The 13907-nt window shown below is 44.3% G+C and carries 14 protein-coding genes; 13 read left to right on the top strand and 1 reads right to left on the bottom strand.

The genetic code is table 11. The features are described from left to right. Nucleotides 1–5: 5 nt before the first annotated feature. The 9 genes from EUAN_RS02940 to EUAN_RS02980 all read left to right on the top strand — a co-directional run bounded on the left by EUAN_RS02940 (nucleotide 6) and on the right by EUAN_RS02980 (nucleotide 8990). Complete coding sequence (locus EUAN_RS02940; protein ID WP_071061542.1) at nucleotides 6–1241, top strand: competence/damage-inducible protein A; 1236 nt, start codon at nucleotides 6–8, stop codon at nucleotides 1239–1241. 103 nt (nucleotides 1242–1344) lie between these two features. Beyond that, complete coding sequence (recA, locus tag EUAN_RS02945) at nucleotides 1345–2421, top strand: recombinase RecA (RefSeq protein ID WP_211266264.1); 1077 nt, start codon at nucleotides 1345–1347, stop codon at nucleotides 2419–2421. A 131-nt stretch (nucleotides 2422–2552) separates the two neighbouring features. Next, on the top strand, nucleotides 2553–4094 hold the full coding sequence (gene rny, locus EUAN_RS02950; protein WP_071061547.1) for a ribonuclease Y: 1542 nt from the start codon (nucleotides 2553–2555) through the stop codon (nucleotides 4092–4094). Nucleotides 4095–4243: 149 nt separating this feature from the next. Next, nucleotides 4244–4504 (top strand): stage V sporulation protein S, encoded by a 261-nt coding sequence (locus tag EUAN_RS02955; RefSeq protein ID WP_071061549.1) that lies wholly within the window; start codon nucleotides 4244–4246, stop codon nucleotides 4502–4504. A 139-nt stretch (nucleotides 4505–4643) separates the two neighbouring features. Next, nucleotides 4644–5492, top strand: a complete 849-nt coding sequence (locus EUAN_RS02960; protein WP_071061551.1) for a PHP domain-containing protein — start codon at nucleotides 4644–4646, stop codon at nucleotides 5490–5492. Next, a complete protein-coding gene (locus tag EUAN_RS02965; RefSeq protein WP_071061553.1) occupies nucleotides 5485–5862 on the top strand; it encodes a PadR family transcriptional regulator in 378 nt (125 codons plus the stop codon). The genes EUAN_RS02960 and EUAN_RS02965 overlap by 8 nt, the downstream gene beginning before the upstream one ends. An 18-nt stretch (nucleotides 5863–5880) precedes the next feature. Beyond that, complete coding sequence (locus tag EUAN_RS02970) at nucleotides 5881–7071, top strand: pyridoxal phosphate-dependent aminotransferase (RefSeq protein ID WP_071061555.1); 1191 nt, start codon at nucleotides 5881–5883, stop codon at nucleotides 7069–7071. Between the two features lie 21 nt (nucleotides 7072–7092). Then, complete coding sequence (purB, locus tag EUAN_RS02975) at nucleotides 7093–8526, top strand: adenylosuccinate lyase (RefSeq protein WP_211266265.1); 1434 nt, start codon at nucleotides 7093–7095, stop codon at nucleotides 8524–8526. Nucleotides 8527–8546: 20 nt separating this feature from the next. Then, the gene (locus EUAN_RS02980) at nucleotides 8547–8990 is read left to right on the top strand and encodes an S-ribosylhomocysteine lyase (RefSeq protein ID WP_071061560.1); all 444 of its coding nucleotides are present in this window, start codon (nucleotides 8547–8549) and stop codon (nucleotides 8988–8990) included. 51 nt (nucleotides 8991–9041) lie between these two features. On the opposite strand, the gene EUAN_RS02985 is transcribed toward EUAN_RS02980, so the two are convergent. Further along, entirely contained in the window at nucleotides 9042–9734 is a 693-nt protein-coding gene (locus EUAN_RS02985) for a 5'-methylthioadenosine/adenosylhomocysteine nucleosidase (protein ID WP_071061563.1), read from the bottom strand. A gap of 182 nt (nucleotides 9735–9916) precedes the next feature. Here EUAN_RS02985 and EUAN_RS02990 point away from each other — a divergent pair, with 182 nt between their 5' ends. From EUAN_RS02990 to EUAN_RS03005, 4 genes are read left to right on the top strand one after another with little or no spacing between them, the layout of a single operon-like run. Beyond that, entirely contained in the window at nucleotides 9917–11494 is a 1578-nt protein-coding gene (locus EUAN_RS02990; RefSeq protein WP_071061566.1) for a phytoene desaturase family protein, read from the top strand. Between the two features lie 13 nt (nucleotides 11495–11507). Beyond that, on the top strand, nucleotides 11508–12617 hold the full coding sequence (locus EUAN_RS02995) for a glycosyltransferase family 2 protein (RefSeq protein ID WP_071061567.1): 1110 nt from the start codon (nucleotides 11508–11510) through the stop codon (nucleotides 12615–12617). Between the two features lie 4 nt (nucleotides 12618–12621). Beyond that, on the top strand, nucleotides 12622–13128 hold the full coding sequence (locus EUAN_RS03000) for a glycosyl-4,4'-diaponeurosporenoate acyltransferase CrtO family protein (protein ID WP_071061569.1): 507 nt from the start codon (nucleotides 12622–12624) through the stop codon (nucleotides 13126–13128). A gap of 18 nt (nucleotides 13129–13146) precedes the next feature. Next, nucleotides 13147–13845 carry an alpha/beta fold hydrolase gene (locus EUAN_RS03005; RefSeq protein WP_071061571.1) on the top strand — a complete coding sequence of 233 codons (699 nt, stop codon included), beginning with the start codon at nucleotides 13147–13149 and terminating at the stop codon, nucleotides 13843–13845. The last annotated feature ends 62 nt before the right edge of the window (nucleotides 13846–13907 follow it).

Here is a 13907-nt window from a genome sequence, read left to right on the forward strand (position 1 = left end):
TGGAAATGAAAGCTGAAATAGTGAGCGTAGGGACTGAGCTGACATCGGGAGACAGTTTAAACACTAATTCCAAGTATATAGCGTCACTGCTCTTTGAGCTTGGGATAGACGTGAGTCTTCACATATCCGTAAAAGACGACGTAGAGCTCTTAAAATCTGTGGCGAGAGATTCCATAGGCAGGTCAGACGTCATAATATTTACAGGCGGGCTTGGTCCTACAGAGGACGACTTTACAAAAGAGGTTGTGGCAGACGTAGTCTCTAGAAAGCTTGTGCTGGACGAAAAGGTGCTCAGGGAGATAGAGGAGTACTTCCAGAAAAGGGATATAGTTATGAGCGAAAACAACGTCAAACAGGCATACGTAGTAGAGGACAGCATAGCACTTAGAAACCGTGTAGGCACAGCTCCTGGATACATGTTCAAGCACAGCGGAAAAATAGTCGTACTGCTTCCAGGACCTCCTTCAGAGATGAAGTCCATGTTTGAGCTAGAGGTCATGCCTATACTCAAGATGGAGAACAGCTCCGAGATATATACAAGAGTCATAAAATGCATAGGCATAGGGGAATCCCAGCTAGAGCAGAGCATAAAACATGTCATAGACGAGTCGGAAGACGTCTATATAGCGACATATGCAAAGGTTGGGGAAGTCAAGATAAAGCTTATCTCAGGAAAGCAGAAAGCGCTGGAGAGAGCTTTTAAAAAGGTAGTTAAATTAGCCGAGCAGAATATATTCGCACTTTCCGACATAAGCATAGAGGAAGCCATATCGGACAATTTGAAGTCGAGCAAGCTGAAGATAGGATTCTGCGAATCCTGCACAGGAGGACTTGTGACAAGCAAGCTGACAGAGCTAGACGGGGCCTCAGAGATACTGGATAGAAGCGTCATAACCTACAGCAACAAATCCAAGATGGCAGAGGCCGATGTGAAATACAGCACAATAGAGAAGCACGGAGCTGTAAGCGAGGAAGTGGCGCTTGAGATGGCGGAGGGGCTTTTCAGAAAGTCTGACATAGATATAGCCGTATCTATAACTGGAATAGCAGGGCCTGGCGGCGGAAGCGAGGAAAAGCCTGTAGGGCTTGTGTATATAGCCATATGCACAAAGAACCATAAAAAGGCCAAGCGAAATATATTTGCAGGAGATAGGAAGTCTATACAGAGAAGAGCCGCGAAAGAGGCATACAACATGATAAGGGAGTACCTCATAGAGAGAGATATGTTCAAGGTGTTCTAACTTGCGGTTGACTGAAGCTGTAATTTGAGATATAATCATTATAGAACAGATGTTCGATATAACAAAAAACACAAAAGGTGGTGAACCCTTAACAGGGAACATTATGATAGAGAAGAAAAAAGCGTTGGACATGGCACTTTCACAGATAGAGAAGCAGTTTGGTAAAGGTTCGATAATGAAGCTAGGAGAGGACTCAAAGCTGAACATAGAAGCTGTCTCCACAGGCTGCCTTGATCTGGATATAGCACTTGGAATAGGAGGTCTTCCAAAGGGAAGAATAATAGAGGTTTACGGACCTGAGTCTTCAGGAAAGACTACTGTTGCGCTTCATTCCATAGCAGAAGTACAGAAGCTCGGCGGGATAGCGGCCTTTATAGATGCTGAGCATGCGCTCGACCCTGCCTACGCCAGAAAGCTTGGAGTTGACACGGAAAACCTGATAGTCTCGCAGCCGGACACTGGAGAACAGGGCCTTGAAATAGCAGAGGCGCTTGTACGAAGCGGAGCTGTGGACATAATAGTTGTAGACTCGGTTGCGGCGCTTGTGCCTAAGGCCGAGATAGAGGGGGATATGGGAGACAGCCATATGGGCCTTCAGGCAAGGCTTATGTCACAAGCTCTTAGAAAGCTGGCAGGAGCTATAAAGAAATCCAATACTATAGCTATCTTTATAAACCAGCTTAGAGAGAAGATAGGGGTTATGTTCGGAAATCCTGAGACCACAACTGGAGGTAGGGCGCTTAAGTTCTACGCGTCTGTAAGGCTTGACGTGCGAAGGATTGAGACTCTAAAGCAAGGCGACGAGATGATAGGTAACAGGACAAGGGTGAAAGTCGTAAAAAACAAGGTGGCACCGCCTTTCAAGCAGGCAGAGTTCGACATAATGTACGGCGAGGGCATCTCTAAGTACGGAAGCCTTGTAGACGTTGGAGTTAACGACGGCATAGTGGACAAGGCTGGATCTTGGTTCAGCTACGGAGATATAAGGCTTGGACAGGGTAGAGAGAATGCCAAGGAATTCTTGAGAGAGAACCCAGAAGTGGCAGAAGAAATAGAGCGCAGAATCAGAGAAAAACACGGGCTTATGGGCAATATAGGTTACGGAGAAGTCAAAAATGAAAAGAAGCCTTCAGAAGAGAAGAAAAGCCAAGATGGCTCAGAGGAAAAAAAAGGAGACTAGCAGACGCTAGTCTTTTTCTGTTAGCTTGACATTCAAATTGAAAAGTAATAGAATTATTTTAGGTAAGTAGAATTATAACAAGGCAAATGACAAATATGAAACTTGAAAACTAAATAGGGAGGTGCATTGTCATATCTACAGGAATAACTATAATCATAGCAATAGCTGGAGCAGGAGTAGGAGCTATCATAGGATATATAGTCAGAAAGACCATAGGCGAAGGTAAAATAGGAAGCGCTGAAGAGGTTGCGGCTAAATTGATAGATGATTCCAAGAAAGAAGCGGAGACGCTTAAAAAAGAGTCGCTGCTGGAGGCTAAAGAGGAGATCCACAAGCTAAGAGCAGAGGTTGACAAGGAGAACAAAGAGAGAAGATCAGAGATCCAGAAACTGGAGAGAAGGCTTCAAAACAAAGAAGAGAGCATCGACAAGAAGGGCGAGGCCATAGAAAAGAAAGATGAATATCTCTCAAGGAGAATTAAAGAACTAGAGACAAAAGAGGAAGCTGTAAGCGAAGCCCTAGAGGCTAGAAAGCTGGAGCTTGAGAAAGTCTCTGGACTTACTTCCGAAGAGGCCAAGAACATACTCTTAGACGAGGTCAAGAGGGACATAGCTCAGGAGACTGCGCTTATGATCAAAGAGAAGGAGTCTCAGGCTAAAGAGGAAGCTGACAAGAAGGCCAGAGAGATAATAACCTATGCGATACAGAAATGCGCTGCAGACCATGTGGCGGAGACAACTGTATCGGTTGTATCACTTCCTAATGACGAGATGAAGGGAAGGATAATAGGTAGGGAAGGTAGAAATATAAGGACACTTGAGACACTAACAGGGATAGACCTTATAATAGACGACACTCCGGAAGCTGTAATACTATCAGGATTCGACCCTATAAGAAGAGAAGTGGCTAGAATAGCACTTGAGAAGCTGATTGTAGACGGCAGAATACACCCTGCAAGGATAGAGGAGATGGTGGAGAAAGCCAAGAAAGAAGTGGAAAACTACATCAGAGAGCAGGGAGAGCAGGCCGCATTCGAAACCGGAATACATGGCCTTCACTCAGAGATAATAAGGCTGCTAGGAAGACTGACCTACAGGACAAGTTATGGACAGAATATCCTAAAGCACTCTATAGAGGTATCGCATCTTGCTGGACTTATGGCGGCAGAACTTGGGGCAGACGTGAGGATAGCCAAGAGAGCAGGTCTTCTTCATGACCTAGGAAAAGCTGTAGACCACGAGATGGAAGGTCCGCACGTAGACATCGGTGTGGACTTGGCGAAGAGGTACAGGGAGTCTAAAGAGGTAATACACGGCATAGAGGCGCATCACGGAGATGTGGAACCTCAAACTGTAGAGGCCGTGCTGGTGCAGGCTGCGGATGCCATATCAGCTGCAAGACCTGGAGCTAGAAGAGAGACGCTAGAGGCCTATATAAAGAGGCTTGAAAAGCTAGAGGAGATAGCGAACTCATTTGAGGGAGTGGAAAAGTCGTTTGCTATACAGGCAGGAAGAGAAGTCAGGATAATGGTTAAACCTGAAATTGTAAACGACAGCCAGACTGTAGCCACAGCCAGGGAAATCGTGAAGCGTATAGAAAACGAACTTGAGTACCCAGGGCAGATAAAAGTGAATCTCATAAGAGAGACAAGGGCAGTGGAGTACGCAAAGTAGGCGTGAAATTGAAAGCAAAGAGAAGACAGAAGTCTTCTCTTTTTTTATTTGTATTTAAGAGTGTGTTTTAAATAAAAAAAGGGTATAAAGCTCCTAAGAAGGGTATATAACAATTAATCGAAACAACAAATGTTAAAGGAGGACTTACAATGGACGTTTTAAAAGTATCGGCAAAATCCAATCCAAATTCTGTAGCAGGAGCGCTAGCAGGTGTACTTAGAGAGAAAGGGGCAGCGGAAATACAGGCTGTAGGTGCTGGAGCGCTGAACCAGGCTGTAAAGGCGGTTGCCATAGCCAGAGGTTTTGTAGCCCCAAGTGGAGTTGACCTTATATGCATACCGGCTTTTACGGATATAGAGATAGACGGAGAGGAAAGGACAGCTATAAAGCTTATAGTTGAGCCTAGATAAGTAGAGAGATACAGCTTTTACCTGCCAGCACGGCAGGTTTTTTATTTTTTTGTATAAAAAATGAACTTACTTGCATTTTAATTAGAATAGTCTATTTAAGATGCACTCATTTGTGATAAAATATAGTTGGGTGATTTATATGTATAAAGCAGATTTGCACATCCATACGACTAGCTCCGACGGACTATTGAGTCCTTCAGAGGTTGTGGACTGGGCAGTTAGAAAAGGGATAAATGCAGTTGCCGTAACCGACCACGACACGGTGGACGGGATAGAGGAGGCTCTAAGAGCTGGAGAAGAAGCTGGAATAGAAGTCATACCTGGAATAGAGCTCAGCTGCACCTACAGAGGCGAGGAGATACACGTGCTGGGGTATTTTATAGACTGGGAAAATGGGCCTCTCGTAGAGAAGCTAAAAGAGCTTAAAGAGGCCAGAGACAGCAGGGGTCATAAGATGGTGGAGAAGCTCATAGAGTACGGCTTGGACATCACAGTGGAAGCAGTGATGGAGAAAGTCGGGGAAGGATCTTTCGGGAGACCCCATATAGCCAGGACCATGGTGGACAGAGGCATAGTGGGGTCAGTTGAAGATGCATTCAACTTCTACCTTGTAAAGGGAAAGCCGGGCTATGTGGAGAGGTACAAGCTCACAGTTGAAGAGGGCATATCGCTTATAAAGAGCGCCAATGGAGTGGCAGTTATGGCCCATCCGGGAATAGTCTCGAAAAAAGGCTACCCCAAAGAGATACTCAGATACGGCTTCGACGGAATAGAGGTTGTCCACTCCTCACACAGCGAGGATACAGTCGATGAATACGAAAAGCTGGCTCTGAAGATGAAGCTTATAGCTACGGGAGGCTCTGACTGCCATGGAGTGATGAAAGGCGGGATTCCAATGATTGGAGACTATACCGCTAGCATTGAAGCTGTAGAGAGGCTGAAAGAGGCCAGAGCAAAAAGAGAAATGGAGGCGAATGCGAATGGCTAAGAGTCAGGAGAGGAACAGGCAGTTCCCAAGCAAGATAAGCACCACTTCTTTCGTAAAGCTCTATATAATGCATCTTTTGAACGAAAGGCCGCACTATGGAAATGAAATAATAGACGAGATAAGAGTAAGGTTGAATGGAAAGTGGGAGCCTAGTCCAGGCATGATATATCCGCTTTTAAGGGAATTCGAGTCGGAAGGCTATATAAGCGGATGGTGGCAAGAGCCGGACAAGAGGTCCATAAGACACTACAAGCTCACACCTGAAGGGTATGAACACTACAAGAAAATAAAGCTGTTGTACAAGAGCAATATAGAGGACTCTCTAGTCATGCTCAGGAGTATTATGGCGGATATATATAAAGAAAAGTAGATATGAGGAGGAATAAAAATGAAATACAATCTATCTAAAAAGGCGCTTGGCATATCGCCTTCACTTACACTGGAGATAACAGCCAAGGCACAAGAGCTCAAGCGTCAGGGAGTGGACATAATAGGATTTGGAGCAGGAGAGCCAGACTACAACACTCCAGAGAATATATCTTGCGAGGCCATAAAGGCCATAAAAGAAGGGCAGACTAGGTACACTGCGACTTCAGGTATTCCTGAGCTTAAAGCTGCTATATGCAGAAAGCTCTTAGAGGACAACAGCCTCTCGTATGAGCCTAAGAACATACTTGTGTCTAACGGGGCAAAGCACTCTCTATTCAACGCTTTCTCGGCTATACTGAACCCTGGAGACGAGGTAATAGTGCCGGTTCCTTACTGGGTGAGCTACCCTGAGTTTGTAAAGCTGGCTGACGGAGTACCTGTATTCCTAGAGACAAAAGAGTCGAATGGATTCAAGTACGACATAGAGGAGCTGAAAAAGGCAATAACTCCAAAGACAAAAGCGATAATACTGAACAGCCCTAGCAATCCGACTGGAGCCGTATATGACGCAGAAGATCTAGCGGCCATAGCGAAGCTCGCGGTAGAAAAAGGAATTTTCGTGGTCTCAGACGAGATATACGAAAAGCTGATATACGAGGGAGAACATAGGAGCATAGCTTCATTTGGAGACGATATAAAGGACCTTACAATAGTCATAAACGGCATGAGCAAGGCATACGCCATGACAGGATGGAGAATAGGTTATGCTGCGGCACATGAGGACATAATAAAGGTCATGACAAACGTACAGAGCCATGCCACTTCCAATCCTAACTCTATAGCGCAGTATGCAAGTGTAGAGGCTTTAAACGGAAGCCAAGACGAGATAGAGAAGATGAGACAGAGTTTCGAGCAGAGAAGAAACTACATGGTGGAGAAGATAAACAGCATAGAAGGGCTTTCATGCATAGCGCCTAAAGGAGCTTTCTATATAATGGCCAATATCTCTGCGCTTAAAGGGAAGACTGTAGATGGGATGAAGCTTGAGACTTCTCTAGACGTGGCTGCATTGTTCTTGGAAAAGGCCAATGTGGCCATAGTTCCAGGAGTGGCTTTCGGGGCGGATGACTTTATAAGGCTGTCTTACGCAACTTCACTGGAGAACATAGAGGAGGGGCTTAAGAGGATAGAAGTGGTGTTGAAAAAATAAAACTGCACAGGGGGAGTGGTAGTGTTGAAAGAATTCTATGAAAATCCGCTTATAACAAGGTATGCAAGTCGTGAGATGAGCTCTCTGTTTTCTTCAGACAAGAAGTTTGGGACTTGGAGAAGGCTTTGGATCGCTCTGGCTGAAAGCGAAAAAGAGCTAGGACTCAACATAACAGAAGAGCAGATAGCAGAGATGAAGTCTTTTCAAGATGAAATAAATTACGAGCTGGCAAGCGAAAAGGAAAGGGAGTTCAGACACGATGTAATGGCGCATATACATGCTTTTGGGGAGCAATGTCCTAGCGCCAGAGGTATAATACATCTAGGTGCAACTTCGGCGTTTGTGCAGGACAACACGGATATAATAGTCATGAAAGAGGCTCTAGAGCTTTTGGAAAAGAAGCTTGTAAACCTTATGGACAAGCTCTCGAAGTTTGCACTGGAGTACAAGTCCATGCCTACGCTTGGATTTACGCATTTTCAGGCTGCGCAGCTCACCACAGTGGGAAAGAGAGCTGCACTCTGGCTTCACGATCTCTATATGGACTACGAGATTCTTCAGAGCCTTAAGCCTAGAGTCAAGATGAGAGGTGTTAAGGGAACTACTGGAACTCAGGCTAGCTTCCTGAATCTCTTTGAAGGCGACCATGAGAAGGTAAAAGAGCTTGACAAGATAGTGGCTTCCAAGATGGGATTCGACAGTGTATACCCTGTTACAGGGCAGACATACTCCAGGAAGCTAGATTCAGATGTCCTGAACTTCTTAAGCGGAGTGGCTCAGTCTCTTCACAAGATGACGAATGACATAAGATTGCTTCAAAACTTAAAAGAAATAGAGGAGCCTTTCGAGAAGAGCCAGATAGGATCTTCGGCGATGGCCTACAAGAGGAACCCTATGAGAAGCGAGAGGATAGCTTCTCTTGCAAGGTATATAATTTCAAACACCATAAACCCTGCTATGACAGAGTCGTCCCAGTGGTTCGAGAGGACGCTTGACGACTCGGCGAACAGAAGGATAGTGCTTCCACAGTCGTTCCTGGCATGTGACGGGATACTGGACATAGCAATAAATGTCACAAGCAATATGGTCGTATACGAAAACGTCATAGCCAAACATATAGAGTCAGAGCTTCCATTTATGATAACAGAGAACATAATAATGGAGGCCGTAAAGAAAGGCGGAGACCGTCAGGAGCTTCACGAGACCATAAGACAGCTCTCGATGCAGGCTGGAAGGGAAGTCAAGGAGTTTGGAAGGGCGAACGACTTGGTGGAGAGAATAGTAGAAGACAAGAGCATAGCATTAGAGCGAGAGGATATAGAGAGGCTTATGAACCCTTCAGACTATATAGGAAGGGCGCCTGAGCAGGTAGAAGAGTTTATATCGGATTATATAGCGCCTATACTTGAAGAGTTCTCGGACGAGCTTGGGCTTGAGACGGAGCTTACGGTATAGGGAAGAGAGGAGAGATTTATTTGGCAAACAAGGTAGAGAGCTTTGAGCTTGACCACACTAAGGTGGTGGCGCCTTTTATAAGAAAAGTCACAGTTTACACTGGAGCAAAGGGAGATTCTTTGACCAAGTTCGACCTAAGGTTTATGCAGCCCAATCTGGAGGCCATGAACATGCCAGGGATACACACGCTAGAGCACCTTCTAGCTGTTTACCTTAGAGAAGAAGCGCTAGGAGACGAGGTAATAGACCTATCTCCTATGGGATGCAGAACAGGTTTTTATCTGACTATATGGGGAGACAGGGAGTCTTCAGAGATAGAGGAGATGCTCCTTAACTCACTGAAGAAAGTGCTCACTACAGAGGAGATTCCGGCTGCAAATGAGATCCAGTGTGGAAACTACAGAGAGCATTCGCTAGAAGAGGCGATTGAGTACGCGGAGAAGTTTTTAAACAGCTATAAATAAATAGAATCTAGGAATTCAAAAAGACACCGAAAATTTTCGGTGTCTTTTGCTTTAAAGATGGCTAAGCATATACTTGAGTATAACGCTTGAGTTTTCTACGGCTATGCCTTTGAACTTCTCGAAGTCCATATGGGCTCCGCTGTTGGCGTTGTCTGAGATAGACCTGATGACTATAAAAGGTACCTTGTTTACATGGCAGGCCTGAGCTATACTTCCACCCTCCATTTCGCAAGCTAGAGCGTTGAAAGTCGATTCAAGCCACTTTATCTTCGCCACATCGGCTATAAACTGGTCTCCTGTAGCTATCCTTCCCACAAAGCAGTTATGGCCTTCAACGTGCTTGCAGGCCGCCACAGCCGCATTTAAAAGCGACTTGTCTGACTCGAAATACCTTGTATCCATCCTAGGTATCTGACCCACTATGTCGCCGAATGCAGTGGCATCTACGTCATGTTGCACAAGTGAGTCTGCAACTACTATGTCTCCTGGAACTATGTCCACGCCCACTCCGCCGGCTACACCTATGTTTATTATCTTCTTGGCTCCAAATACAGATACGAGTATTTGGGTGCAGACAGCAGAGTTCACCTTGCCTATACCGCATACTACGGCGACTACGTCTTTGCCGTGTAGATCCCCCCTGAAAAACTTCATTCCAGCGTATACCTCTTCACTTTTAAGGTCTAGTTCCTTCAAGACTATTTCCAGTTCTTCTTCCATCGCAACTATAATTCCTAAGCTCATTAAAACATCTCCTTTAGTCAAATATATAATATTATACAACATTTCAGAGAAAAGTTCTCGAAAAACTGAGACAGAAAGATAGTATCTTAATAAATCTTATCATAAATGATAATAAAAATTACATAAATGGGTATAATAAAAACAACAATAAAAAAAACTGAAAAAAACTGAGAGGTGCGACAATGAAATACGATGTAATAGTGGTGGGAGCTGGAATCGCAGGACTGTCAAGTGCGGCGTATCTCAGCAAAGCCGGGCTTAAAGTACTATTGTGCGAAAAGGAAGAGCGAGTAGGGGGTCTTCTGAATTCGTTTGAATTCAAAGGATTCACTTTCGATGGAGGGATAAGGGCTATTGAAAACTCTGGAATAGTGTTTCCGATGCTTAAGCAGTTGGGTATAGATATGGAGTTTTTAAAGAACACAGTGTCCATAGGGATAGAGGACATCACAGTCAAGCTTGTTTCAGAGGAAAGCCTTTCAGACTACGCGGAAATCCTAATTGAAATGTTCCCAGAGAGCAGAGCAGACATAGAGAAGATTATGTCGGAAATCTCAAAGGTTATGAGGTATATGGATGTGCTTTACGGAATAGACAATCCTCTGTTTCGAGACTTGAAGTCAGACAGAGAGTATCTCTTTAAAACAGTGTTGCCATGGCTTGTCAGGTACAGGCTGAATATAAAAAAGATTTCAAAATTGAGCGACCCTATTGAAGCATACTTAAGAAAGTTTACGGACAACATGTCTCTGATCAGCATAATATCACAGCATTTCTTCAAGGAAACGCCGGCTTTCTTTGCGCTCAGCTATTTCAGCCTCTATCTGGACTACAGCTACCCAATGGGAGGGACTGGAGTTGTCTCAGAAAAGCTAGGCGAATTTATAAAGAGGGCAGGGGGGCATATATCGCTCGGGACAGAGATATCTAGAATAGACGTGGATAGAAAAACCGTTGAAACAAAGTCAGGAGAGGTACATAGCTACAGCAAGCTTATATGGGCGGCAGACTCAAAACGATTCTACTCAGCAGTCGATATAGACTCGATCCGTGATATAAGGGTCCGAAGCACAGTCAAATCTAAAAAGGAAGCTATAGCGGATAAAGGTGGAGGAGACTCGGTGCTAACGGTCTACATAACTTCAGACGTAGAGCCTGAGTACTTTGAAAAGATATGCGGAGCGCATATGTTCTACACGCCCTCTAGAAAGGGACTGAATAGCTTGGAGCATTACGAACTGAGCTCAATGGACAAAGAGGCTATTTACAGCTGGATTGAGAAATACTACAGCCTTACAACCTATGAGATCTCGTGCCCTGCCGTAAGAGACAGTGAGCTTGCGCCTAGAGGTCAGACTGGACTTATAGTCAGCACTCTTATGGACTATGGACTAGTAAAGCATATTAAAGATATTGGATTTTATGAGGACTTTAAGCGCTACAGCGAGGACTACATAGCCAAGGTTATGGCGGATACGCTTTTCCCTAAGATGAACTCAAAGATAATGGACAGGTTCTGCTCCACGCCTCTTACTATAGAGCGACTCACCGGTAACTCGGACGGCGCCATTACAGGTTGGGCTTTTACAAACCCTGAAATGCCAGCCGAAAACAGCTTCAGGGAGATAGCCAAGTCGGTAAACACCGATGTTCCAGATGTGCTTCAGGCCGGACAGTGGTCTTTCAGCCCCTCAGGGCTGCCAGTGTCCATCCTCACAGGGAAGCTTGCAGCTGATAAAGTGCTCGAGGAGCTTAAATGATGGAGGTGTGGGAATGTCTGATATAGCATTTATAATAGTAGGTATACTGATTGGAGTTATGATATTCTGGAAAAATCCAGCTCTTCCGATACTCCTAAAAGCGGATTTTAGAGTGGGCTTGTTGCAAGAAAAGATCTCTGTGATAATTCCAGCCAGAGATGAAGAAAGAAATCTAGCTTTGCTGCTAGAAGACCTGCAAGCCCAAAGCATGAATCCGTACGAAGTTATATGCGTCGACGACCAGTCTGAAGACAAAACTTCTGAGGTTGCAAAGTCATTCGGAGTAAATCTCATAGCCGTGGAGGATAAACCTGAGGGCTGGACGGGCAAGTCGTGGGCATGTCAGCTAGGAGCTGAAAAGGCCTCTGGAGATCTGCTGCTGTTCCTAGATGCAGATGTGAGACTAAGCCCCAATGCTCTTGCCAGTCTTGCGGGAGCTTATGGCAAGAAGAGATGTGCCGTTTCAGTTCAGCCGTATCACATAGTTGAAAAGCTCTACGAGCAGATGTCCCTTTTTTTCAACATAGTGGGGATTGGTGCAAACGGCATAAGCCTGCCTTTTAAGAGCAAGAGCGTAGGGCTCTTCGGACCTGTAATAATGATAAGCAGAGAGAGCTATGAAGCTGTAGGTGGACACTACTCTGTCAGGACAAGCATAACAGACGACCTTGCACTAGGTGAGGCTTTGGCCAAAAAGAATATAGAGTATACGCTTTTTTTAGGCGGAGAAGCTATGGCCCTTAGAATGTATGGAGGCGGCATCAACCATCTTGTAGAGGGGTGGAGCAAGAACTACGCTACAGGCGCCATAAAGACGTCTCCAATTATGCTTTTATTGTTGATAATATGGATAGGCACTTATATATCTGTACCTTTAAAGTTATTGAACTCAGCGATAAAACTTGACTTAGGACATACGGCGGTATACTCTGCCATGTACACTGTATTGGCGTTTCAGCTTCTCAGGGTATCAAGGCGAATAGGCAGTTTCAAGAAGTGGGCATCACTTATATATCCCGTGCCACTTGCGGCTTTTCTAGCTATTTTTTCAATTTCAACTTTCAAGAAAATATTTCTGGGAAAGACCGAATGGAAGGGAAGAAAAATAAATCTAAGGCGGTAATGATATGCAGATATTCTATCTTTCAAGGCAAGCTACGATTGCGCTGTTTTTTATACTATGGGCTCTACTCCAATACATGGCCTCTTTTATATGTCGCAAGATGAGCGACAGTCACTTTCAGTATGATCGCTCTATATACAAAACGAGAGGGTGGGAAGATCACGGGAGAGTATATGAGCGAATTACAAAGGTTCACAAGTGGAAGCGATTTTTGCCAGATGGAGCTTCGATTGGGAAGTCCGGGTTTAAAAAGAAGCATATGACATCTTTTTCAAGCGATTATCTTGAACGATATTTAGTGGAGTCGTGCCGGGCTGAGCTCACCCACTGGCTTGCGATACCTCCATTCTGGGTATTCGGACTATTTGCCCCGCCAAAGGTGATTGTCTACATGTTTTTATACGCTTTGGCTGTCAACGTTCCATGCATAATTGCGCAGAGGTACAATAGGCCCAGAATGGCCAGGATGCTAAAAAAACAAACAGAAAAACTAAGTAAACAGAATAGCTAGAACGAAGGGGATAAGAAAATGGGGAAAGCAAGCAAAAAATTCAAGAAGTTTTTCAAAATCGGTGTAGGAATGTTTTTGCTGCTGGTTTTAGGCTTTTTTATATATGCTTCCGATTACTATGAAACTGATGAGGATGCTGTTGAAATTATTAGCAATAATAAAAATATAAGAAGAGAAGATAAATTGACTATCTTCTCTTCTGATGAGCCAAGCGATAAAGCGCTGATATTTTATCCCGGAGCCAAGGTTGAGCATACTGCGTATGCACCTATACTGTCTAAGCTAAGCGAAGAAGGAATAACTTGTGTTTTGGTTGAAATGCCATTTAATATGGCTATTTTCAACTATGATGCAGCAGATGAGGTATTTGAAAGAGTTCCCTATGTGGAAGATTGGTATATAGGAGGACATTCCATGGGAGGAGCTATGGCCAGTAAATATGCTTCTGAAAACAAGGATAAGGTTGAAGGATTGATTTTATTGGGTGCATATATGTATGGGAACTATCCACCAGAAAAGGCCTTGACTATTTACGGCTCTCTTAACCCAAGCGTAGGGGAAAAGATAGACTATAAAGAAAATGTGGTGATAATAGAGGGAGGAAACCATGCTCAATTTGGAAACTATGGAGAACAGAAGGGTGACTTGCCAGCAACTATAGGATGGAAAGAGCAACAAGATGTTACTGTGAGAGAGATCATGGATTTTATTAAATAAAAAAATCAATAGTTTACTTAAGTCTATACAAAAGACATTTGAATACCTATGAATACCTAGGG

Source organism: Andreesenia angusta (genome assembly GCF_001855385.1).
GTDB lineage: Bacteria > Bacillota > Clostridia > Tissierellales > Gottschalkiaceae > Andreesenia > Andreesenia angusta.